This window comes from Sphingobacterium siyangense (assembly GCF_023277505.1).
GTDB lineage: Bacteria > Bacteroidota > Bacteroidia > Sphingobacteriales > Sphingobacteriaceae > Sphingobacterium > Sphingobacterium siyangense.
Genome location: NZ_CP080574.1, coordinates 4,245,011 through 4,265,898, shown reverse-complemented (window position 1 = coordinate 4,265,898; position 20,888 = coordinate 4,245,011). Strand labels below are relative to the sequence as shown.

The following is a 20,888-nucleotide window of genomic DNA, read 5'->3' as shown; positions in this document are numbered from 1 at the left end:
CATTGATTAAGATCAATGCCGCTTTCTGTTTTAACGTTCGTATAGTTCTATTGGAAGCTGATCAGGATCAAAGAAGAATGTAAAGCGTTTATTTGTTAACTCGTCTATTCTGATCCCTTCATGTGATACACCTGCTTTTTCGAGCTTATTTAATTCTAGGTCGAGATTATCGACTTCGAATGCAAGATGTCTTAAACCGGCGGCTTCTGGAAAGCTGAGCCGATTAGGCGGTGATGGAAACGAAAAAAGTTCTATAATGTAATGATCATTGAGTTTGAGATCCAGTTTGTAGGAATCACGTTCCACACGATAGTATTCTCTAGCAATCTCTAGGCCCAGTATGTCAGTATAGAATTTCTTTGAACGCTCATAATTACTACAGATAATGGCGATATGATGTATCTTGTTGAGGTTTAATTTCATTTTTAAATCTTATCTCATTGTGTTTGTTATACAAGGTTGTTTCTTAAGGATATGGATCATATACAAATTATTTTACAATGTTTCATCTTATTTTGCTCTTTCATATTGTTTAGGCCAGGGTATGTCAGCGTCTAATTCTTTGGCAAAATGTAATGGAAGATGTGGATCATCAAGAAATCCCCGCGCGATTAAGATTAAATCAGCTTGCTTTTGTGCGATGATCTCGGACGCTTGAATAGCCGTTTTGATTAAGCCTACTGTGGCAACGTTATTCTTGGTATGTTCCTTAATCGCGCTGGCGAAAGGGAGCTGATATGCTGGTCCGACATCTATTTTTTGATAGGAGACCAAGCCTCCACTCGACACATCAATTAAATCTACCCCCAATGTATACAGTAGTTGTGATAAGGCTATGGACTGCTGTAAATCCCAGCCTGCTTCGGCCCAATCCGTTGCTGAAATACGTATCCATAAACTTTGGCTTGTTATTTCTTGTTTTACTCTTTTCACAATTTCAATAAGAAAACGTATCCTATTTTCAAAGATCCCGCCGAAAGAGTCTGTCCGTAAGTTGCTCAGTGGTGAAAGAAATTGATGGATCAGATAACCATGTGCAGCGTGGAGTTCAATAATTTCATAGCCTGCCTGTATGGCTCTTTTCGTTGCTGTTCCGAATTGTTCAATTAGATTTTCAATGGCGTCTACATCAAGCTCCTGTGGTTCATAATCTCCAGCATGGAAAGGGATCGGAGATGGGGCGACTGTTTGCCAACCCTGTGGGTCAGTTGGTGAAAATTGATTCCGCCCGACCCAGGGTTTATTACTGCTTGCTTTGCGTCCTGCATGAGCAAGTTGTATGCCCGGTATGGAATTATTTTCTTTAATGAACTCGGTTATTTCTTTTAATTTTTCGATATGCTGGTCGTCCCATAAACCAAGGTCTCCATCACTGATTCGACCGTCAGGGCTAACTGCTGTTGCTTCCTGTATTACTGCTGCAGCTCCGCCGATTGCAAATTGGCCCAAATGAACCAAATGCCAGTTATTTGCAAAACCGTCTTTTGCGGAGTATTGGCACATTGGAGATACGACCAAACGATTTTTCAATTGCAGGGTTCCAATATTTACTGATGAAAATAATTGACTCATAATTGCGTGTTTATAGAAGGCAGGAGCAAGGGAAGCTCCTGCCTCGATCAATTCTTTGTTTTGTAAAGAGAGGCTCTTAGAAGCCTTTATTTAAATCCTTGCGAACCGTGGTTCAACTGTTAAGGATTTGTAGACCATAAAGATGCTGATTTTAGCATTGCTCTTCTTGGCAGTTTTAAATTGGCAACCACCAACTCTGCGAAATCTTCGGGCTGGAGAACTTTTTCTGGATCGCCATCGGTAAGTCCAAGTTCTTTGGACATATCGGAAGCAATCGTACTAGGCATAAGTGTACATACCCGAATATTGTTTTTCCGTACTTCTCGCATTAAAGAATCGGCGAAGCCGATGACGCCGAACTTTGACGCACTATAAGCGGAAGTGGTGGCCGCACCGTTTAATCCGGCTGTCGAAGATACCATAATGATATCGCCTTGATTTTTTTCAATCAGTTGTGGAAGGATAGCTTTTGTAACAAAGTATGTACCCAAGAGATTGGTATGAATGATCGCTGTCCAATCGGCAACGTCCATGTCGAGCACAGAGGAAAATGATGCCACTCCCGCATTGTTAATTAAGATATCAAAGGTACCGAAAGTGTTTTTCAGTAGCTCGATCTCCTGTTGTACAGCACTATAATTTGATACGTCAAAAACGGCGTAGGTGACCTCAGTGCCTAGCTTGGCAAGCTCCGCAGCCGTATCCTTCAAAGCCGCTTCATTTCTCCCAGTAATCGCGATATGAACACCTTCTTTCGCTAATGCATAGGCAATTGCTTTTCCTAATCCCCGCGCGCCACCTGTAATTAAGGCTCTTTTTCCTGTTATATTTTCCATAACATAAAAATAGGTATGATCTTTTTTATTCGTGTCAGATGAACCTCAAAAAGGCAACTTATTTTGCCTTTTTGAGGATATTTTCGATAATAGGGTAAGTGTTGTTCCGTATGTCTTCAAATTGGTCCACATGACGCCATTCCGCTTTGGTAATATCTTCTGCGGTTTGTGGAATCAATTTAGGGACTTTGTTGACACCCATTTCATACCAGTTTGTTGCTTTTAGGACGAATTCTCCATTTCGCAAAAAATAAGTATGGTATGATGTGGTAATTTTTTTTCCTAAGTAGTTGATTTTAATGCCACATTCCTCTTCAACTTCGCGTACAGCTGCTTCCCGCATTTTTTCATTGTCTTCCACTTTACCTTTAGGGAGGTCCCATTTTCCCAATCGGTAGATAAAAAGATAATCTCCATCACCGTTTTTCACCAATCCACCGGCTGCTTTGATGAGCTTAATTTTATTTTTTAAGTTTTGAAATACAGTTTCAAAATCCTTGTTGATGTAGAGATATGTTTTTGGAACTTTATCAATTTCAGATTGTTTGAAAAGTTTTTGGAGGTCAATCTCTTGAAAACTAATTGTTTGTGGGTTTTTGGTTTTCGATGGAACAAAATCTGCTAAAATTAGCACGGTTTCGTTCATATAAATTTTATAAATTTGCGCCATGAATAATTTAAATGAGGTTGAACAAAAAGTTGCTGAATCCTTATTGCAAATTAAAGCAATAAAATTGCAACCTAAAAGTCCTTTTACATGGGCGTCGGGTTGGAAGTCTCCAATTTACTGTGATAACCGTATCACTTTATCTCATCCTGCGATTCGTACATACATTCGTCAAAAGCTTTCTAAGCTTATTCAAGAAGAGTTTGGATCAGTGGATATGATTTCTGGAGTTGCTACGGCAGGTATTCCACAAGGCGTTTTGGTAGCACAGGATTTGGGACTACCATTTTCTTATGTTAGAAGCTCAGCTAAGGATCATGGTCGTCAGAATTTAATTGAAGGTGAGGTAGTTAGCGGTCAACGTGTAGTTGTAATTGAGGATCTAATTTCGACAGGTAAGAGTAGTTTAGTGGCTGTAAAGGCATTACGTGAGGCTGGCTGCAATGTTGTTGGCTTGGTGTCTATTTTTACTTATGGATTGCAACAAGCTACTGATAATTTTGCCGATGCAAAATGTCCTTATTTCAGTTTATGTAATTATGATGCTTTGATTCAGGTCGCTGCTGAAAATAGTTATGTATTGGAAGAGGATATTGAGATCTTGAAAAAATGGCGATTGAACCCTGCAACTTGGGGAGATAATTTTCAATAAAAAAGATTAATTTATCGTTATGACTACTATTCAGAACACAACAGAAATCAACAAAAATGTCAGCGAGGTGTATGCATTTTTGGCGGATCTCAACAATCATGAACAGTTGATGCCGGAAAATATCTACAATTGGTCCTCGACTACGGACGAAGCTCGATTTACAATACAGAATATGGCAAAATTAGCTCTTAAGGTAGAAGAACGTAGTGAGAATCAATTTATTAAGTTGGTTCCTTCGGAGAAGGCGCCTTTTGAAGTTACTCTTCGTTGGGAATTGCAAGTTGTTGCTGATACGGTGACAAAGGCAACCTTCATTATAGATGCTGATCTCAACATGATGATGAAGATGATCGCTTCTGGACCACTTCAAAAATTAGTTGATTTTCAGGTCAACAAATTAAAAGAAAAGTTAGGGTAGGTTGTTCATAACGGATATAAAAAAAAGCTCGATTAGTAATAATCGAGCTTTTTTTATGCTAGTCTTTCATTGACTTTTTTCCAATTCACAACATTCCACCAATTTTTAATATAATCAGCTCTTTTGTTTTGGTAGTGCAGGTAATAAGCATGCTCCCATACATCAAGGCCTAAAACGGGGATACCTTTTACCTCTGCGACATCCATTAAAGGGTTGTCTTGATTTGGAGTAGAGGTAATTTTTAAGTTACCTGAGTCATCCAAAATCAACCAGGCCCATCCCGAACCGAATCGTGAGGTTGCTGCTGCGGCAAATTGTTCTTTGAATTTGTCTAAAGAACCAAATGTCTTATTGATCATGGACAATAATTTTTCAGAGGGCTGGCTCGGCTTATCGGACAGACTTTCCCAAAAAAAGTTATGGTTCCAAGCTCCACCAGCGTTATTCCTTGCTTTAGGAGAGTACTTAGATATGTTTGCTAGAAGTTGCTCCTCTGAGGCTTCTTTGATATTTTCAGCAAGAATGGCTTCGTTAATGGCGTTAATATAGGCCATATGGTGCCTTGTATAATGGATTTCCATTGTCAACGCATCAATATTAGGTTCCAAAGCGGCATAACTGAAAGGTAATTTTACTTGGGAAAACTTTAAGGTAGCGGCATTTAATTCAGTAGCTTTCGCGGAAGCAATATCTTGTAATATTGATCCAGATACAGCGATGCCAAGTGTAGCTTTTGCTGCATTTTGAAGGAAGTTTCTGCGTGTTTGCATATAATCTTATTGTGATTAGTTTTGATATAAATATAACGTGAAATTTTACAAATATTGTGCAAGAATTGTCTGTCAATTGTAATACAACAAAATTGTTATAAAATCATCTTTTAGGGTGGCATATATTGTTTTGAATTTTGGTTTATGTTATTTACGTAACATATAATTTGCATTCTTTTAAGAACGCTTCAAGGCAGCCATAGGACAGGGTAGCTAGAGAATTATAATTGTTTATAAAGTCAAATTTAGCTAAGTTTGATTTATGTATACATTAAGGATTTCAAAAATTATCCCCCAACCTAATAATAACATTACTTTTCAGCTTGAGTCTATAGCAGGAGACTATCCTTCCTATAAAGCTGGGCAGTTTATTACACTTTCTTTTGTGTTTGGTGATCGTGAGGTACGTCGTTCTTATTCTTTTAATAGTTCGCCTGATAATAATGAGCCCTTAAGTATCACTGTTAAGCGTGTCGAAAATGGGGAAATATCCCGACTGCTCCACCATACTATTGTGGAGGGGGATATCGTCAATGCAATGGAACCTCAGGGTTTATTTGTATATGAACCTGAACCGGAAAAGGTTCGGACCTTATTTTTGTTTGCTGCAGGAATTGGCATTACACCCTTGTATGCTATTCTGAAAACAGCGCTTCTTGCTGAAAGTAAGTCCAAAATAGTTTTAATTTACAGTAATAGTACGCTGGAGTTAACACCGTTCCGATCGGAATTGGAGCACTGGGCAGATCGATTTCCTGATCGCTTAACTATTGTGTGGATTTACTCCAATAGTAAATACTTGATGAAAGCCAGGCTAAATAGAGATTATATACATGCTATTGTTAACGATCATTTGTTTGGAAATAAGGAAGATGCTTTGTTTTATACTTGCGGCCCTGTGATTTATATGGACCTATGCCGTTTTACACTTTTGGGGATGGGATTTGATTCCAATCAGATAAAACGAGAGACATTTCTATTGCCCGAAAATGAAGAGGATGATGATGATGAGACTGAAAAGGAAGTCGATACAACAACCTATGCCATCGAACTATCTTTTCAAGGTAAAACTTATCATCTAGAGGTTCCCTACAATAAATCCATTTTGGACATCGGGCTGGAACATAAAATTAAGTTGCCGTATTCTTGTAAATCCGGTATGTGTAGTACGTGTATTTCGCATTGTACAAGGGGGAAAGTAAGAATGGACTATAATGAGGTGTTAACAGATCGCGAAGTTGAACAAGGAAGGATACTTTTGTGCACGGGGCATCCGGTAGAAATGAATACCGCTATTGAAGTGCTATAATTGAGCATTCGTATTTAATCCAAAAATATGCTGTGCAGTTATGGGGCTCCAGAAATATTTAAAATTGCATATACAAGTAAATTTATCTAAGTTTGGATATAACCGTTTTATATCTAACTATTATGGGGAAATTACTCTGGAGCCCAACAGAAGAGCAAAAATCTCAATCTGAGATCAATAAGTTTAAACAATATGTTGAGAAGGAGCATGGCTTATTCTTTCCATCCTATCAGGAGCTTTGGGCATGGTCTACGACGGAACTGGCTAGTTTTTGGAAGAGTATAGCCACCTATTTTAATATAAAGTTTCATTCAGACTTTACAACTATTGTTGAGTCGCTAGCAGATCCTACAAGCTTTATCGGAACAAAGTGGTTTGCTGGGGCTACCTTGAATTATGCTGAACACGTATTTCGAAACACAACGGAAAAGCGTCCGGCATTAATCTTTCAATCTGAACAGCAAGTTAAAAGAGAGGTGTCATGGACTGAGTTGGAATCCATGGTTCTCAAACTTCAGGTCTATTTGAAAGAACTAGGGGTACAAAGTGGAGATCGCGTCGCTGGTGTATTAATTAATGGCATTGAGGCTGTTGCGTTATTTTTGGCTGTTAATTCCATTGGTGCTGTTTGGTCCTGTTGTTCGCCCGATTTTGGGGAGGCGAGTATTCAGGATCGTTTTGAGCAGATTGAACCCAAAGTGCTTTTCGCAAATTCCAGTTATTACTATAATGGCCGTCTTTTTGAAAAAGCGGAGAGTATTAAACAGCTTTCTCTGCGACTACCATCTTTACTGGCTTGTGTTTTGATTGATGACAATATTTGGGAAGAGATTCTGAAAAGGGATCTTACACAGGCTGAGCTCCAATTTACGGCAATGCCTTTTGATGCGCCAATATGGATTTTGTATTCTTCGGGAACAACCGGGAAGCCCAAAGCCATTACACATGGAGTTGGTGGTATGCTGCTGGAACATATGAAAGCACTTGGACTGCATCAAAATGTGCAGGACGGGGATCGATTCATGTGGTATTCCACTACTGGATGGATGATGTGGAATTACGCGCTTTCGGCCCTTTTAATGGGAAATACATTGTGTATATATGATGGGGCTACGAATTATCCCGATAAATTAAGTTTATGGAAGTTTGCACAGGAAAGCAAGGTGGACCATTTTGGTGTTGGCGCTGCTTATCTCATCTCCTGTCAAGATCAAGATTTAAAATCCTTGGCTTATCAGCCGAAAACAATAGGGTCGACAGGTTCACCACTTCCACCGGATGTATTTGAATGGCTAAATGTACAGTTTCCAGAGAGTCAAATTGTCTCGCTAAGTGGTGGTACAGACGTTTGCAGTGCCTTTCTTTCGGGGTGTACATTGCTTGATGTTTATGCAGGGGAGATTCAATGTCGCACCCTAGGAGCTAAGATAGAAGCATTTGATGAGAATGGTCATCATCTTTATGGAGAGGTGGGAGAGCTTGTTATTTTAGCTCCCATGCCCTGTATGCCCATCTATTTTTGGAATGATTTGGCGAATAAAAAATACTTTGATAGTTATTTTGATAAATATAGCGGTGTTTGGAGTCATGGTGATTGGATTAAGATCACTGCACATGATGGAATAATTATGTACGGTCGTTCAGATGCAACGCTGAACCGGGGTGGGGTACGTATCGGTACTGCAGAGATCTATAATGTTTTAAATAGAACCGAAGGGGTCTTGGATAGTTTGGTTATCTGCGTAGATCATGAAAATGGATCATCTGATATGTTGCTTTTTGTTCAATTGGACAATGGTTTATTGAATGATGCGTTAAAAGGAGAGATTAAGCGGGAGCTTCGGCAGCAATATAGTCCGCGACATGTGCCTGACGATATTTTTCAGGTATCGGCTATTCCTTACACGTTAAGCGGTAAAAAACTGGAGCTGCCTATTAAGAAGATTTTTTCGGGAATGGCTGTAGAAAAAGCGGTGTCAGTAGATATTATGCGGAACAGAGAATCTTTGTTAGACTTTGAAGCGATCAGTAAAATCTGGAGAAGATCTTAAGTATAGTATAAGATAAAAATACCTAATTAGAAAACCCCTCGGATGACGAAGTTTATCGTTTGAGGGGTTTTCTAATTTAATTTTACTCCACTCAGACCTGTATAACACCTACATTATACCGTTCTAGAATAGGCTTTTCGTTGGCAGCTTCAATTCCCATGCTGATGACTTTTCGTGTTTCTTCAGGCGCTATAATTCCATCAACCCATAATCTTGCAGCAGCGTAATACGGACTTAGTTGCTCGTTGTACCGATCTTCTATTGATTTAAGGAGACTGTTTTTTTCTTCTTCATTAATTTCTTGACCCTTGGCTTTTAAAGCTGATTCTTGGATTTGAAACAGTGTCTTGCCCGCAGCGGCACCGCTCATGACAGCCATTTGGGCAGTAGGCCAAGCGTAGATTAGTCGTGGGTCATACGCTTTTCCACACATCGCATAGTTTCCTGCGCCATAACTATTTCCAACAATAAAAGTGAACTTTGGGACTACGGAATTGGCCATTGCATTTACCATTTTTGCTCCGTCTTTGATAATCCCCCCTTGTTCTGATCGGCTTCCTACCATAAATCCGGTGACGTCCTGAAAAAACACAAGCGGAATGTTCTGCTGGTTGCAATTCATGATGAAGCGCGCTGCCTTATCTGCTGAATCACTATAGATGACCCCGCCCATCTGCATTTCCATTGCGTTGCCGGGTTTCTTGGCTTTGATAATTTCACGTTGATTGGCAACAATGCCGACGGCCCAACCGTCTACACGTGCGAGGGCGCAGACAATGGTTTTTCCATAATCGGGTTTGTATTCCTCTAAAGTATCTGCATCTACAATTGCATCCAAGATATCCTGCATGCGATAAGGTTTTGTCCTGTCCTCGGGAAGAATCTCTACTATTTTACTCGGATCTGTTTTTGGAGGAAGGCTTTTTTTTCTGTTGAAATTAGCTTTTGGATTTCCACCTATTTTGTCGATAACATTTTTTATAGCCTCTAAACAACTTTGGTCGTCGGGAAATTTATTGTCTGTCACGCCGGATATCTCCGAATGGGTAGAAGCTCCGCCGAGTGTTTCAGCGTCTACGGTTTCACCTATCGCAGATTTGACCAGGTATGGGCCTGCTAAAAATACAGAGCCTGTTCCTTCGACGATAAAGGCGTAGTCAGACATGATAGGGAGATAAGCGCCACCTGCCACGCAACTTCCCATGATTGCTGCAATTTGAGGTATTCCCATGGAAGACATTCGGGCATTGTTACGGAATATGCGGCCAAAGTGTTCTTTATCGGGAAATATTTCATCCTGCATCGGTAAAAACACACCTGCAGAATCTACCAAATAAATAATTGGAAGATTGTTTTCCATGGCAATTTCCTGTGCGCGTAGATTTTTCTTGGCAGAAATAGGGAACCAAGCTCCTGCTTTTACGGTTGCATCGTTAGAGACGATGACACATAGTTTGGATTTTACATAGCCCAGTACCGCTGCGCAGCCTGCATTTATGCATCCGCCATGTTCTTTATACATTCCCTCGCCGGCAAACATGCCTATTTCCAGATATTCTCGGTCTGGGTCCAGTAGATATTCTATTCGTTCCCAGGCTGACATTTTACCCTTTTCTTTCAGTTTTTTTATTTTATCGATGCCACCACCCAATTTTAAATTTTCTCTTTTTTGGCGAAGTAATGCGAGTAGCTCCTTCATAATTTATAATCTTGGTTTTAAAAAGCTGTTGAATTAAGAATTTTTTATTTTTAGATAAATTTAAAATAAAATTTTAAAATATTTGCAATTTTATTCCTAAATATTTTGATATATTTGAATTGAATTACCGATTGTAAATTTAATATTCATGCTTATGTTTATTGAAAATAAACAACAAATGGATATGATCAGACAAAGTGCACGAGATTTTGCACAGTATCATATCAAACCTTATGTGATGGAATGGGACGAAGCCCAAATATTTCCAATAGAAGTTTTTAAAAAGTTAGGCGAACACGGTTTCATGGGTGTGATCGTTCCTGAAGAATATGGTGGATCGGGACTCGGATACCAGGAGTATATTACCGTTTTGGATGAGATTTCCAAGGTGTGTGGCTCAATTGGACTTTCCGTAGCGGCGCATAATTCGTTATGTACAAATCATATATTAAGCTTTGCCAGTGAAGAACAGAAGAAACGTTATCTTCCAAAGTTGGCGACAGCTGAATGGATCGGTGCCTGGGGACTTACAGAGACAGGTTCTGGTTCGGACGCTGGTGGAATGACGACATTTGCTGAGCGAGATGGTGATCACTACGTGTTAAATGGTTCTAAAAATTTTATCACGCATGCCATCAGTTCTAGTGTTGCTGTCGTTATTGCGCGGACGGGGGCTAAGGGAGATAAAAAAGGGATGTCAGCTTTTATTGTTGAGAAAGGTACACCTGGATTTACCGCAGGAAAGAAAGAAAATAAATTGGGGATGCGTGCCTCAGAAACTGCCTGTCTGTTTTTTGATAATTGTCGGATTCATCGGGATCAACTCATTGGTGAAGAAGGGCAGGGCTTTGTGCAGGCCTTAAAATTATTGGATGGCGGACGTATTTCTATTGCGGCACTTTCTTTGGGTATTGCACGCGGAGCTTACGAGTGCGCGTTGAAATATGCGCACGAGCGTGAGCAGTTTGGGAAAAAGATTTACGAATTTCAGGCGGTTTCTTTTGCGCTAGCAGATATGGCTACACAGGTGGAAGCCAGTGAACTGTTGACGAGGCAGGCGGGTTATTTAAAGGATCATGGAGATCGTGTTTCTAAAATTGGTGCGATGGCTAAACTTTATGCGTCAGAGGCTGCCGTTAGTGTCTCGAATGAATCTGTACAAATCTTTGGCGGTTATGGATTTACAAAGGACTATCCCGCCGAGAAGTTTTTTAGAGATGCCAAGTTATGTACAATAGGTGAAGGGACTTCAAGCATTCAGAAAATGGTGATTGCTAGAGAGATTGAGAAAGATATTTTATAGCATATTATGAGGGATCAAGTTGTATTGGTTGATTGCCCAAGAGACGCTGTTCAAGGGCTTCATAACTTTATTGAGACGGATAAGAAAATTAAACATATCAATACGTTAATCGAAAGTGGGCTGTTTGATGTTATTGATTTTGGATCTTTCGTTTCGCCGAAAGCAGTTCCGCAGTTGGCGGATACAAAAGCAGTACTGGAAGGAATCAGAACGAATGAAAAAGTGAAGTTATTGGCGATTGTCGCCAATCTTCGGGGCGCGCAGGAGGCAGCTCTAGAGGAAAAAATCCACTTTTTAGGGTATCCATTTTCAATATCGGAAACATTTCAACTTCGAAATACCAATATGGGCTTGGCGGCTTCTTATCAGCAGGTAAAAGAAATGAAAGCTTTGGCCGACTCGCAGCATAAATCTCTGGTTGTTTATATTAGCATGGCTTTTGGAAACCCATACAGTGACCCTTGGTCCCCGCTTTTGGTAGAAGAGTGGATTGGAAAATTATGCGATCTTGGCATTCGGGAATTTTCTTTGGCAGACACAACTTCAGAAGCCGATGCAAATCAGATCTCAGAATTATTTAGATTTGTTAAAACTCGTTTTCCAACACTGGAAGTAGGCGCACATTTTCATGCGAGGCGAGAGGAGAGTCTTGCAAAGATTGAAGCAGCTTATCTGGCGGGTTGCCGTAAATTTGAAGGCGCATTGCTCGGTTATGGCGGTTGTCCATTTGCAAAAGATGATTTGGTCGGTAATATACCTTCAGAGCTGTTGTTGCATTATTTTGGACGAGGAACTGATGCTGAAATAATCGGATTGGAGCATAGCTTCAGACAAATGATTTTGTAGATGGAAAAACTGAATTTTATTAAAGTGCACGTTGAGGGGCATGTGTTCAACTTGACCTTAGCCCGTTCGGATAAAAGAAATGCTTTTAGTCCGACAATGGTGAGCGAAATAGCCTATGCATTGAATCTGGCGAATAGCAATCCTGATGTTCGTTTAGTACAAATAGAGGCTGAAGGTCCGGTGTTCTGTGCTGGTATGGATCTTAAAGCTTTTGAGGACCCTACATTAGATATTGGAAATTCGGCAATTCCCAAGGTTGAAAAGTCACTGGCAGAAATATTTGCCTGTTTAGATAAGCCTTCAATCTGTGTTGTTAGGGGAGATGTTATTGCAGGTGGTTTTTTGATAGCATTATCCTGTACGTATTTATTTGCTCTCCCACATGTACGTTTTTCTTTGCCTGAAGTGAAAATTGGGCTCTTTCCATTTCAGGTGTTGGCGTTGCTTACAGAATATATGCCTGAAAGAAAAGCCATGGATCTCTGTATCAGTGGTCGGTCTTTTTCTGCGGAGGAGGCTTTGAAAAGGGAAATCGTTTATGGCATCCTGGATGCTGAAGAAACAGTATTGATTGAATTGAAAAGGACGATCCTGGAAAATGCTCCCTTGGCCATATCACGGGGTTTTGTAGCACTGCGAAAATTAAAAGAGCAAGATTATGATGATAAGTATAACTTTCTATTGGAGAGCTTGGCGGATTTGCGTAAAACCAATGATTTCAAAGAGGGAATGGATGCAATGCGAAATAAGAGAAAAGCCAACTGGCAAAATAGCTAATTAAAATGATCGAAAACTAGGTCTGCTTGTCAGCGGCGAGAATTCCCAGGGAATGGAGCTAAGGACGATCAGGAGAGCTAGTCCAAACCAGATTAATAATATTTTAAAACGTCGATCGTTTGTATCGGCGTTTTTGCTTTTAAGGGCACCTAATGTTAAACAGATTGCGGCAATAATCATCATGCTACTGTGCTCCATGCCAAAGAAGCGAATTTGCCTGAGGTGAACAGCCTCGTCAAAATGTTGCAGGAAGTACTGTGTGATGGGGCTCAGTACATAGAGGCTAAAACCTAAAGCTAGCTGAATATAAAAAGAAATAACCGTAGTTTTTAAAAGAAATTGATCAGTAGGGGAGAATGGAAGTTCCTTTTTTCTTTTGTAAAAAAAGTTCACGAGACTAATCGTTAATACAATCAATACCTCCCATCTCCATAAAGAATGCATCGCTAGAATGAAAGGATAAATGTAATTCATCATACAGACAAAGATGGTAATAAAATAGATTTAAAGCTATTTTAAGCAATATCATCATATAAAATAAACGAGGGTTTTTCATCAGTTGACTAATCCGTTGTTCAAGGTATGTTATATTTATGTGTATTTCTTGTTTATATAAGTTTTTTATTGTTTTGATTATTAGTTTGTTTTGTATTTTTTTTAACTCTTGGTTAATACTACTATTACGTGTAATTTGGTATTCGTCGGTCAGGTGGAGAATAACGATTGACTAGTCCAAACACACAGTTCAAATGATTGGAAGAACAAAGATGCTTCCTGTTGAATAATCAATACTGCTCTTGTGTATTCTCTTTTTGGTAGTTTTTAGCCCCTCTGAGGTGCTGTTTATTATTCGCAAGGGGTTTTGTGTGGTTTTGATTTATTTAGGCTTAGAATGCGGTTATTTTACTTTTGGCGGATAGTTATAATTTGTTCAGTTTTTTAACACGGATAACACCTATCCCAAAGTTGCCTTTTGTTTATTATGAATTTCATAATATATTTAAATAACTATTTGTTTGTCATTATATTATGTTTATTAAGTAAATTGAGGGTTTATGTTGACTTATGTCCGATTTGCGCTGTTAAATTAACGTAATGCCTGAGCGTAAGCAAAGCTCTGCCTGTGTTTTTTTTAAAATATTTTTGGAATTATATAAAATTCGTTTCTATATTAGTGTATTAATTAAATAATACAGTAGTATGATTACTATCCAAAATCTAAATTTCAGCTATAGTAAATCAAGGCCACTCTTTCTTCATATGGATCTTGAATTGAAGCAGGGGCATATCTATGGCTTGTTGGGGAAGAATGGTGCTGGCAAATCAACTTTGCTTAAGAATATTGCCGGTTTGGTATATCCTGTTTCGGGGCGAGTTGATGTGCTGGGGCATAACCCTAATCGAAGGGAACCTTCCTTGTTAAGAGAGATTAGTTTTATTCCGGAAGAGTTTTATCTTCCTGCCGTAAAATCAGAACAGTTTCTGAAGGCTAATGCAGGGTTCTACCCCAACTTCGATCAGGTATATTTTGATCAGCTTATTCGTGAGTTCGATATTCCCATTGAGCAAAAATTAGCAAACATGAGTTATGGACAGAAAAAGAAATATATTATTTCTTTCGGTTTAGCGTCTAACACAAAAGTGATCATCATGGATGAGCCAACGAATGGTTTGGATATTCCTTCTAAGGTTCAGTTTCGAAAGATCATGGCTTCTGCCATTACTGACGATCGATGTGTGATTGTCTCCACACATCAGGTGCGTGATCTGGATAATCTTATTGATGCTGTTATATTACTTGATGATCATAAGGTTGCACTCAATGCTCCGATGCAAGTGATTACTGATCGTTTATGCTTTAAAAAAGTAAGAGAATTGCCTTTGGATACACTCTATTCCGAAGAAGGAGTAGGCGGTTTTAATGTTATTCTCCCAAACTCGGCGGTAGAAGATTCGAAACTGGATTTGGAGTTGCTATTTAATGCTGTGTTACAGTGCAAGGAAAAAATTACGGACCTTATTAAACATGATGAATATGTCAAATCTATTTAATGCTACGCGTTTTTTTGGACTAATTCGAAGACAATGGATTGGTTTTGGGCGAATTTATCTGATGTCAATAGGGATTATTGCCGGGGTAATTTTTGGTTTTTATGCGGTTAATTTGGGGTCAAATTATGATGACATCAAAAAGAATACTGTTTATTCGTTGCTAAATTTCAGAGCACCGTTGTTTTGTATCTTGGGACTCTTTTTTGTAACGGTTATCTCGAGCAGTTATTTTGCTGATTTAGGGAAGAAGACCCGGGCGATTTTTGAGCTGATGATTCCAGCTTCACAATTGGAAAAGTTTCTGGTCAGCTTATTCTATACGGTTGTCGTGAGTATTGGTTCATACTTATTGGTTTTTTATTTGATCGATTTGGCATTTGTTTCTTATTTGAGGAGCGTTGGTTCTGTGGTTGTAAATGAAGTACAGCCATCAGGAGAGACGGTCAGTGTGGATCTATGGCAGTACTTTTTCAAGGTTCAATACCCTGAACCAGCTTATTATTTTTGTTTTGTACCAATTCTTCTGAATGCAATTTTCTTACTTGGTGGGATCGTCTACCAAAACTATCAATACGTAAAGACGGCTATTTTTCTTGTGCTTTACTGTGTTGTTTGGATGTGTCTTTTTGTTTACTTAATGAAGACTCAGACCCATGATACCGTAGGTACAATGGATAATAACTATTGGTCTGATTCAAATCATATTTTTGCATTGATCGGCGCTGTAGGAGTGTTGCTTACCATAATGATTTGGGCGGTTGCTTTTTTAAGGTTAAAAGAAAAGGAGATTTAGTATGGAGTTCAATGCAAATAAAGCCATTTACCTTCAGATTGCTGAGTACGTATGTGATCATATTTTGCTAGCGACCTGGAAAGTGGATGAAAAACTCCCCTCAGTAAGGGAATTGGCAGTTCAGATGGAGGTTAACCCCAATACTGTTATGCGGACCTACGATATGTTGCAGCAGAAAGAAATTATAGCCAATAAGCGCGGGATCGGTTTTTTTCTGACACAAGAATCGGTGAAGAATGTGAAGTTATATAGAAAGGCAATTTTTCTAGAAGAAGACCTTCCCTTGTTTTTTCGTAATATTTATTTATTGGAAATCGGTTTGGATGAGTTAGAGCAACGTTATAGACGGTTTGTAAGTCAGAATTTTAATCAAAATGAGTCATGAAATTAAGTACAAAAATAATAATGGGATTAGCAATAGGCTTATTCGCGGTTCCGATGCTTGTCGCGTCCTACCTTGTTCGTATAAATCGAGTGGATGCGAAAAAATATAATGCTGATGTTGAGCAGGAGGTATCTAAGCCAGGTGCAAAGGATGTTTATTACCGGTCGTTCCCCTTGGCAGCTTTCGATAAGCTTTATATTGTAGGTACCAATGCAAGCGGTGTAGGGTTGTATTGGGTGAAAAGCGATAAGTTTATGGTTAAAGTTAATAAAAGTCAAGCCGACTTTGTGAAAGCGAATGTTGATCAATCTGGCAATCTTACCTTAGATCTTTTATCAGGAGGAGAGGGGTTTTATAAGTCAATCTATATTTTTTCACCTGATCTTAAGGTTTTAAAATTAAAAAATGCGGGTATTAACGAGTTGTCCGCCAAGTTGAACGAGTTGACTGTTGTAGGTGATAGCGTTGAGGTATTTTCCCTTGCAGAGAAATCCGTTATAAATACGTTGAACCTGAACCTGACAAATTCCACTATTGATGATCTTGGCGGGACGGACAGTAAGGGGAATTCTCTTGTTGGTCGTTTATTTGTTAACACGACGAATAGTGTTTTGGGACTTCCGCGTACGAATTATCAAAGTGCAGATATTGTGGTAAATAATTCAGAAGTTTATTTCAATAGGAAAGGACCTGAGGCCAAAGTTGGTCTTCTGAATATTAAAACTGAAGGGAAATCATCTGTCCGTTTAGATAGTTTGCAATGGGGAACATTGAACGGAAATCTATCCAATGATACTAAAATAGATTTGCCTGTCCATGCATTACGATCATTGATTAAGTAGGGTTTAATTGGTGGATGTTGCGGTCGATCGTTAATAGTAGAGATCGGTATTTTCTGAAAAGGTCAAAATTCCGCTATGGAATTTTGACCTTTTCTTTAAAGGGATGATGTAGATTTTCGGTGTTCGATACTGCAGTCCAAAAAATACGTCTCGAATTCGAAATAATTCTTTTTGTTTTTTTTCTTTAACATCTGCAAGAGGAGTTCTACCGATTTTTCTGCCATCAGCTGTGTTGGTTGGGTGATTGTTGTTAGAGATGGATTGAGACTGTTGGCAAAAGGGGTGTTGCTAAAGCCAATTAAGTTCATGTCATCAGGAATTTTCACCTTCAATTTATTTAATATGTGCAAAACTTTTAACGACAAGGTGTCTGTCGTTGAGAGGAGTGCATTTGGAGCGGAGGGCTTATTTATTAACGTGTTTATTTTGCTTTCCAGTTCGTCATCGATATTGTCTTTAGGGCTGGAATAGGATATTTCTATAATATTTTCTTCTTTGAAGGGTACGCCGGCGTTGAAGAGTGCATCTTTATATCCTTTTATACGACTTACATTTCCGCCAATATCTTTACATAGTAAGAGAATGATATTTTCTCTTCTGTTTTTGATCATTTCTTCTGTTGCCTGGTAGATGACCTTGTTATTTTGAATTCCGATTTTGAATGTCTCGAGCTGATGGTTTATTCGGTCGAAAATAATAACAGGACAAACCTGCTCCATCATATAAAACAAAAGCGATAAGCTTGAATCATTTTTCACAGGGGAAATGATCACTCCTTCGATATTGCTTTGTATGCAAAGTTCCAGCGCTTCTTTTTCTTTTTTCTCGTCGTTAAAAGTCTGCAATAGGATCAGTTTATAATTCGTCTGCGATAGAATGTGCGAGATCTCTTCGTAGAAATCAAAGAAAAATGAGCTTGAGATAAATGGAACAATGATTGCTAAGGTGTTTGAGCGCCCAGTCTTTAAGCTTTTTGCGGAGAAATTTGGTATATAATTGATTTTCTGCGTAAAATCTAAGATTAGCTTTTTTGTTTCTGCACTTATTTCATGGCTATCGTTTAGTGCTTTGGAAATGGTTCCTGGAGATAGGTTTAACTGTTGGCCAATCTCTTTTAACGTAAATCTCTTCATGTGCTCGATCCTCTTTCATTGATTACAAATGTTCTAGCGTCAATACGATGGTAAGATAGTGCGCTAGAATTATTCTTGAATTATCGGTTACTATTTTTAATGTATTGAGCCCGTAAATTCTTGAAATTATAAAGATAAGATAAAAAACATGTTTTCAAATGGAGATCAAGAAAAGCGTTGTTAATGAGAATTGATGAGATGTTGTTGGTATTCGGGCGAAAGGTGTCGAAAAGTTTGTTAAAAGAGTAGGCTGTTATTTGGTGCCGCCGAAAAGTTTACTGATGAGCCAAAGGACAAGGGCGACTATAACAACTACGATGAGGATACCTGTCCAAACACCAGCCTTAAATATCCCTTCTATTACGGAGCAACTTGTAATTAGGAAAAAAGAGGATGATATTATTATGTATGTTAATTGCCTTTTCATCATTTAAATCTTTGTCTGTATAAATAGAGACAACTGATAATGAAAATAGTTTTGTGAGAATAGTCCAATATTAGATTATCGGTAAACTATAGGCTAAATGGGGTTGCGCATTGGAGTTGTTGTAGCTTTTCGGTTTTACCGGTAATTTTTGCAGAACAAAAAAAATGTTCCCGTGCGTGTTAAACAAGAAAAGCTAATCTTGCGATTAGCTTTTCTTTAGTGATCCCGCTGGGATTCGAACCCAGGACCCATACATTAAAAGTGTATTGCTCTACCAGCTGAGCTACGGAATCCTTTCTGTTTTTGAAAGTGATGCAAAGGTAGAATTTCTTTTGATATATGCCAAATTATTGCAGGCAAATTTTGATGAAAAGGCCTTAACTGCTTAATAAATAAACGGATTATTTTTTATCGCGCTTTTTTTGCATGGATTATTCGGTCTGCTCCATTGATGTCTTTTATGAGTTTGACCTGCTCAAATCCTTTTTTGACCATAAGTTCTTTCATTTCTGCACCGAGATATTGATTGATTTCAAAATATAGATCTCCATCTGGGACTAAATGTTTCAGTGCAAAGGATGAAATAACATCATAAAAAATCAGCGGAGCGCTTTCTTCAATGAATAATGCGAGCTCAGGTTCATAAGCTAATACGTTTTGGTTCATATGCTGCTTTTCTCCCGGAGTTATATAGGGCGGATTGGATACAATGATATTGTATTGTTGGTCGGAGAAAATGTATTCCCATTCAAATATATCCGCATTGATAAATTGAACCTGAGTTTTTAAATTCTTAGCATTTTCTTGTGCTGTTTTTATCGCCTCTTTTGAGATGTCTATCGTTGTTACCAGGGCATTATTGAGATGCTTTGATAAGGTGATAGGGATGCAGCCAGAGCCAGTTCCGATATCTATAATTTTTAGGTTTTGAGAAGATTTGTGGTTTTTGATGATCAGATCGACAAGTTCTTCAGTTTCCTGGCGTGGAATGAGGACCGATTTATTGACCTGGAAAACTTCACCATAAAAATCTGCTTTATTGAGTATGTACTGTATAGGTGCGTGCTTTTTTAGATCCTGAAGGATGCTAAGTACTTCAGCCTTATCCGCCTCATTGACGATAGCTGTTTTTCTCAATTGATAATTGGTTCTATTTAACCCAAACTTTTCGGCAACAATCACTAAAAATATAGCTTTTATTTCATCCTCATCATATAACTCCTGAAGCTCATGTTGAAATAATAATTCCAAATCTTGAAGTATTTTCATGTGTCAAAGGTACGATTTTCATAGATTTGTATCTATGGATATGCACAAGCAATATATGCATCGTTGTTTGGAACTGGCCCAAATGGGTGCGGGTTCAGTGAGTCCCAATCCAATGGTTGGGGCTGTCATTGTTTTGGACGGTAAAATTATCGGTGAAGGGTATACTTCTCCGTATGGTGGACCACATGCTGAGGTCAATGCTGTACAACAGGTTATGCAAAAGTATGGGGAAAAGGCAAAGCGGATTATCGCGGAAAGTACTTTTTATGTCAGCCTTGAACCTTGCGCGCATTATGGAAAGACGCCACCCTGTGCTAATATGATTGCGGAGCTGAAACCTTTGAAGGTTTTTATAGCCTGTTTGGATTCTTTCGCAAAGGTCAATGGCAAAGGAGTAGAAATACTACGGGAAGCTGGTATTGAGGTTGAAATTGGTTTACTGGAAAAAGAGGCCGTATGGCTCAACCGTCGGTTTTTTACACGTATCGGTCAATTTCGTCCCTATGTTATTTTAAAATGGGCACAAACCAAGGATGTTTTTATAGGACAAGAGGGTAAGCAGGTGTGGATAAGTAATGCCGCAAGCCAACAGTTGGTTCACCGTTGGAGAGCGGAGGAAGATGCTATTTTGGTTGGTACAAATACTGCAGTCGTAGATAATCCCAGTCTGACCGTAAGAGAATGGCAGGGTAAAAACCCATTGCGTATTCTTTTAGATAGAGATCTTGCTATCCCGCTAGATGCTAATATTCTCAATGATCAAGCTGATACAATTGTGTTCAATGCTAAAAAGACAGAATGGACAGCAAATGTGAAGTATATTGAGCTTGAAAATTATGGGTTGTATCTGCCACAGAATATTCTTTATCAACTTTATTTAATGGATGTTCAGTCAATAATCATAGAAGGAGGGCGTGCTACTCTGCAAATGTTTATAGATGCGGATCTCTGGGATGAGGCAAGGGTATTTGAGTCTGAAACAACATTATTGAACGGGATTGAGGCTCCTCAATTTAAGGGACAATTGCTAGAAAGCAAATTGGTTTCCAATGATCTTTTAAAGATCTATAAGAAACAGTAATTATTA

The 20,888-nt window shown here is 38.8% G+C and carries 21 protein-coding genes and 1 tRNA gene; 12 read left to right on the top strand and 10 right to left on the bottom strand.

What is annotated here, in order from left to right:
• Window positions 1-30: 30 nt before the first annotated feature.
• The 4 genes from gloA2 to K2F45_RS17945 form a co-directional block, all read right to left on the bottom strand.
• A complete protein-coding gene (gloA2, locus tag K2F45_RS17960; RefSeq protein ID WP_248931976.1) occupies window positions 31-423 on the bottom strand; it encodes an SMU1112c/YaeR family gloxylase I-like metalloprotein in 393 nt (130 codons plus the stop codon).
• An 87-nt stretch (window positions 424-510) separates the two neighbouring features.
• A complete protein-coding gene (locus K2F45_RS17955) occupies window positions 511-1,572 on the bottom strand; it encodes an NADH:flavin oxidoreductase/NADH oxidase (protein WP_248931975.1) in 1,062 nt (353 codons plus the stop codon).
• A 119-nt stretch (window positions 1,573-1,691) separates the two neighbouring features.
• A complete protein-coding gene (locus tag K2F45_RS17950) occupies window positions 1,692-2,408 on the bottom strand; it encodes a 3-ketoacyl-ACP reductase (RefSeq protein WP_248931974.1) in 717 nt (238 codons plus the stop codon).
• 58 nt (window positions 2,409-2,466) lie between these two features.
• Window positions 2,467-3,054 (bottom strand): NUDIX domain-containing protein, encoded by a 588-nt coding sequence (locus K2F45_RS17945; RefSeq protein WP_232475558.1) that lies wholly within the window; start codon window positions 3,052-3,054, stop codon window positions 2,467-2,469.
• A gap of 22 nt (window positions 3,055-3,076) precedes the next feature.
• Between K2F45_RS17945 and pyrE the strand changes: the two genes are divergently transcribed.
• Both pyrE and K2F45_RS17935 read left to right on the top strand, forming a co-directional pair.
• Window positions 3,077-3,727 carry an orotate phosphoribosyltransferase gene (gene pyrE / locus K2F45_RS17940; RefSeq protein WP_070567741.1) on the top strand — a complete coding sequence of 217 codons (651 nt, stop codon included), beginning with the start codon at window positions 3,077-3,079 and terminating at the stop codon, window positions 3,725-3,727.
• A gap of 19 nt (window positions 3,728-3,746) precedes the next feature.
• Window positions 3,747-4,145 carry an SRPBCC family protein gene (locus K2F45_RS17935; protein ID WP_248931973.1) on the top strand — a complete coding sequence of 133 codons (399 nt, stop codon included), beginning with the start codon at window positions 3,747-3,749 and terminating at the stop codon, window positions 4,143-4,145.
• Window positions 4,146-4,198: 53 nt separating this feature from the next.
• Here the strand turns inward: K2F45_RS17935 and K2F45_RS17930 are convergent, their stop codons facing one another.
• The gene (locus K2F45_RS17930; protein ID WP_248931972.1) at window positions 4,199-4,915 is read right to left on the bottom strand and encodes a superoxide dismutase; all 717 of its coding nucleotides are present in this window, start codon (window positions 4,913-4,915) and stop codon (window positions 4,199-4,201) included.
• Window positions 4,916-5,177: 262 nt separating this feature from the next.
• Between K2F45_RS17930 and K2F45_RS17925 the strand changes: the two genes are divergently transcribed.
• On the top strand, window positions 5,178-6,224 hold the full coding sequence (locus K2F45_RS17925; RefSeq protein ID WP_248931971.1) for a ferredoxin--NADP reductase: 1,047 nt from the start codon (window positions 5,178-5,180) through the stop codon (window positions 6,222-6,224).
• A gap of 122 nt (window positions 6,225-6,346) precedes the next feature.
• Entirely contained in the window at window positions 6,347-8,275 is a 1,929-nt protein-coding gene (locus K2F45_RS17920) for an acetoacetate--CoA ligase (protein WP_248931970.1), read from the top strand.
• 91 nt (window positions 8,276-8,366) lie between these two features.
• Here K2F45_RS17920 and K2F45_RS17915 read toward each other — a convergent pair whose 3' ends face one another.
• Complete coding sequence (locus K2F45_RS17915; protein ID WP_248931969.1) at window positions 8,367-9,974, bottom strand: acyl-CoA carboxylase subunit beta; 1,608 nt, start codon at window positions 9,972-9,974, stop codon at window positions 8,367-8,369.
• 154 nt (window positions 9,975-10,128) lie between these two features.
• On the opposite strand from K2F45_RS17915, the gene K2F45_RS17910 reads away from it, so the two are divergent.
• Genes K2F45_RS17910 through K2F45_RS17900 form a run of 3 tightly spaced genes read left to right on the top strand, consistent with a single transcriptional unit; the run spans window position 10,129 to window position 12,900 of the window.
• Window positions 10,129-11,277 carry an acyl-CoA dehydrogenase family protein gene (locus K2F45_RS17910; protein ID WP_070567729.1) on the top strand — a complete coding sequence of 383 codons (1,149 nt, stop codon included), beginning with the start codon at window positions 10,129-10,131 and terminating at the stop codon, window positions 11,275-11,277.
• A gap of 6 nt (window positions 11,278-11,283) precedes the next feature.
• Window positions 11,284-12,123 carry a hydroxymethylglutaryl-CoA lyase gene (locus tag K2F45_RS17905; protein WP_248931968.1) on the top strand — a complete coding sequence of 280 codons (840 nt, stop codon included), beginning with the start codon at window positions 11,284-11,286 and terminating at the stop codon, window positions 12,121-12,123.
• Window positions 12,124-12,900, top strand: coding sequence for an enoyl-CoA hydratase/isomerase family protein (locus K2F45_RS17900; RefSeq protein ID WP_088162209.1), 777 nt, complete (start codon window positions 12,124-12,126; stop codon window positions 12,898-12,900).
• Here the strand turns inward: K2F45_RS17900 and K2F45_RS17895 are convergent, their stop codons facing one another.
• On the bottom strand, window positions 12,901-13,377 hold the full coding sequence (locus K2F45_RS17895) for a glycosyltransferase family protein (protein WP_248931967.1): 477 nt from the start codon (window positions 13,375-13,377) through the stop codon (window positions 12,901-12,903). It lies immediately after the preceding gene.
• A 723-nt stretch (window positions 13,378-14,100) separates the two neighbouring features.
• Between K2F45_RS17895 and K2F45_RS17890 the strand changes: the two genes are divergently transcribed.
• Genes K2F45_RS17890 through K2F45_RS17875 form a run of 4 tightly spaced genes read left to right on the top strand, consistent with a single transcriptional unit; the run spans window position 14,101 to window position 16,972 of the window.
• Window positions 14,101-14,952 carry an ABC transporter ATP-binding protein gene (locus tag K2F45_RS17890; protein ID WP_248931966.1) on the top strand — a complete coding sequence of 284 codons (852 nt, stop codon included), beginning with the start codon at window positions 14,101-14,103 and terminating at the stop codon, window positions 14,950-14,952.
• Window positions 14,936-15,745 carry a hypothetical protein gene (locus K2F45_RS17885; protein ID WP_248931965.1) on the top strand — a complete coding sequence of 270 codons (810 nt, stop codon included), beginning with the start codon at window positions 14,936-14,938 and terminating at the stop codon, window positions 15,743-15,745. Before K2F45_RS17890 ends, K2F45_RS17885 begins: the two co-directional genes overlap by 17 nt.
• A gap of 1 nt (window position 15,746) precedes the next feature.
• Window positions 15,747-16,130 (top strand): GntR family transcriptional regulator, encoded by a 384-nt coding sequence (locus K2F45_RS17880; RefSeq protein WP_070567719.1) that lies wholly within the window; start codon window positions 15,747-15,749, stop codon window positions 16,128-16,130.
• Window positions 16,127-16,972, top strand: coding sequence for a hypothetical protein (locus K2F45_RS17875; protein WP_248931964.1), 846 nt, complete (start codon window positions 16,127-16,129; stop codon window positions 16,970-16,972). Before K2F45_RS17880 ends, K2F45_RS17875 begins: the two co-directional genes overlap by 4 nt.
• A gap of 95 nt (window positions 16,973-17,067) precedes the next feature.
• Here K2F45_RS17875 and K2F45_RS17870 read toward each other — a convergent pair whose 3' ends face one another.
• From K2F45_RS17870 to prmC, 3 genes are all read right to left on the bottom strand, one after another.
• Window positions 17,068-18,105, bottom strand: coding sequence for a LacI family DNA-binding transcriptional regulator (locus tag K2F45_RS17870; protein WP_248931963.1), 1,038 nt, complete (start codon window positions 18,103-18,105; stop codon window positions 17,068-17,070).
• A gap of 647 nt (window positions 18,106-18,752) precedes the next feature.
• Window positions 18,753-18,825: transfer RNA gene (locus K2F45_RS17865), tRNA-Lys, on the bottom strand.
• A gap of 115 nt (window positions 18,826-18,940) precedes the next feature.
• On the bottom strand, window positions 18,941-19,801 hold the full coding sequence (gene prmC / locus K2F45_RS17860; RefSeq protein ID WP_248931962.1) for a peptide chain release factor N(5)-glutamine methyltransferase: 861 nt from the start codon (window positions 19,799-19,801) through the stop codon (window positions 18,941-18,943).
• A gap of 34 nt (window positions 19,802-19,835) precedes the next feature.
• Here prmC and ribD point away from each other — a divergent pair, with 34 nt between their 5' ends.
• Window positions 19,836-20,882: a bifunctional diaminohydroxyphosphoribosylaminopyrimidine deaminase/5-amino-6-(5-phosphoribosylamino)uracil reductase RibD gene (gene ribD, locus K2F45_RS17855; protein ID WP_248931961.1), complete on the top strand. Its 1,047-nt coding sequence runs from the start codon at window positions 19,836-19,838 to the stop codon at window positions 20,880-20,882.
• Window positions 20,883-20,888: the final 6 nt, after the last annotated feature.

Coding starts and splice junctions, on each gene's coding strand:
- gloA2 (WP_248931976.1), bottom strand. CDS start 423: ATGAAATTAAACCTCAACAAGATACATCATATCGCCATTATCTGTAGT.
- K2F45_RS17955 (WP_248931975.1), bottom strand. CDS start 1,572: ATGAGTCAATTATTTTCATCAGTAAATATTGGAACCCTGCAATTGAAA.
- K2F45_RS17950 (WP_248931974.1), bottom strand. CDS start 2,408: ATGGAAAATATAACAGGAAAAAGAGCCTTAATTACAGGTGGCGCGCGG.
- K2F45_RS17945 (WP_232475558.1), bottom strand. CDS start 3,054: ATGAACGAAACCGTGCTAATTTTAGCAGATTTTGTTCCATCGAAAACC.
- pyrE (WP_070567741.1), top strand. CDS start 3,077: ATGAATAATTTAAATGAGGTTGAACAAAAAGTTGCTGAATCCTTATTG.
- K2F45_RS17935 (WP_248931973.1), top strand. CDS start 3,747: ATGACTACTATTCAGAACACAACAGAAATCAACAAAAATGTCAGCGAG.
- K2F45_RS17930 (WP_248931972.1), bottom strand. CDS start 4,915: ATGCAAACACGCAGAAACTTCCTTCAAAATGCAGCAAAAGCTACACTT.
- K2F45_RS17925 (WP_248931971.1), top strand. CDS start 5,178: ATGTATACATTAAGGATTTCAAAAATTATCCCCCAACCTAATAATAAC.
- K2F45_RS17920 (WP_248931970.1), top strand. CDS start 6,347: ATGGGGAAATTACTCTGGAGCCCAACAGAAGAGCAAAAATCTCAATCT.
- K2F45_RS17915 (WP_248931969.1), bottom strand. CDS start 9,974: ATGAAGGAGCTACTCGCATTACTTCGCCAAAAAAGAGAAAATTTAAAA.
- K2F45_RS17910 (WP_070567729.1), top strand. CDS start 10,129: ATGTTTATTGAAAATAAACAACAAATGGATATGATCAGACAAAGTGCA.
- K2F45_RS17905 (WP_248931968.1), top strand. CDS start 11,284: ATGAGGGATCAAGTTGTATTGGTTGATTGCCCAAGAGACGCTGTTCAA.
- K2F45_RS17900 (WP_088162209.1), top strand. CDS start 12,124: ATGGAAAAACTGAATTTTATTAAAGTGCACGTTGAGGGGCATGTGTTC.
- K2F45_RS17895 (WP_248931967.1), bottom strand. CDS start 13,377: ATGATGAATTACATTTATCCTTTCATTCTAGCGATGCATTCTTTATGG.
- K2F45_RS17890 (WP_248931966.1), top strand. CDS start 14,101: ATGATTACTATCCAAAATCTAAATTTCAGCTATAGTAAATCAAGGCCA.
- K2F45_RS17885 (WP_248931965.1), top strand. CDS start 14,936: ATGTCAAATCTATTTAATGCTACGCGTTTTTTTGGACTAATTCGAAGA.
- K2F45_RS17880 (WP_070567719.1), top strand. CDS start 15,747: ATGGAGTTCAATGCAAATAAAGCCATTTACCTTCAGATTGCTGAGTAC.
- K2F45_RS17875 (WP_248931964.1), top strand. CDS start 16,127: ATGAAATTAAGTACAAAAATAATAATGGGATTAGCAATAGGCTTATTC.
- K2F45_RS17870 (WP_248931963.1), bottom strand. CDS start 18,105: ATGAAGAGATTTACGTTAAAAGAGATTGGCCAACAGTTAAACCTATCT.
- prmC (WP_248931962.1), bottom strand. CDS start 19,801: ATGAAAATACTTCAAGATTTGGAATTATTATTTCAACATGAGCTTCAG.
- ribD (WP_248931961.1), top strand. CDS start 19,836: ATGGATATGCACAAGCAATATATGCATCGTTGTTTGGAACTGGCCCAA.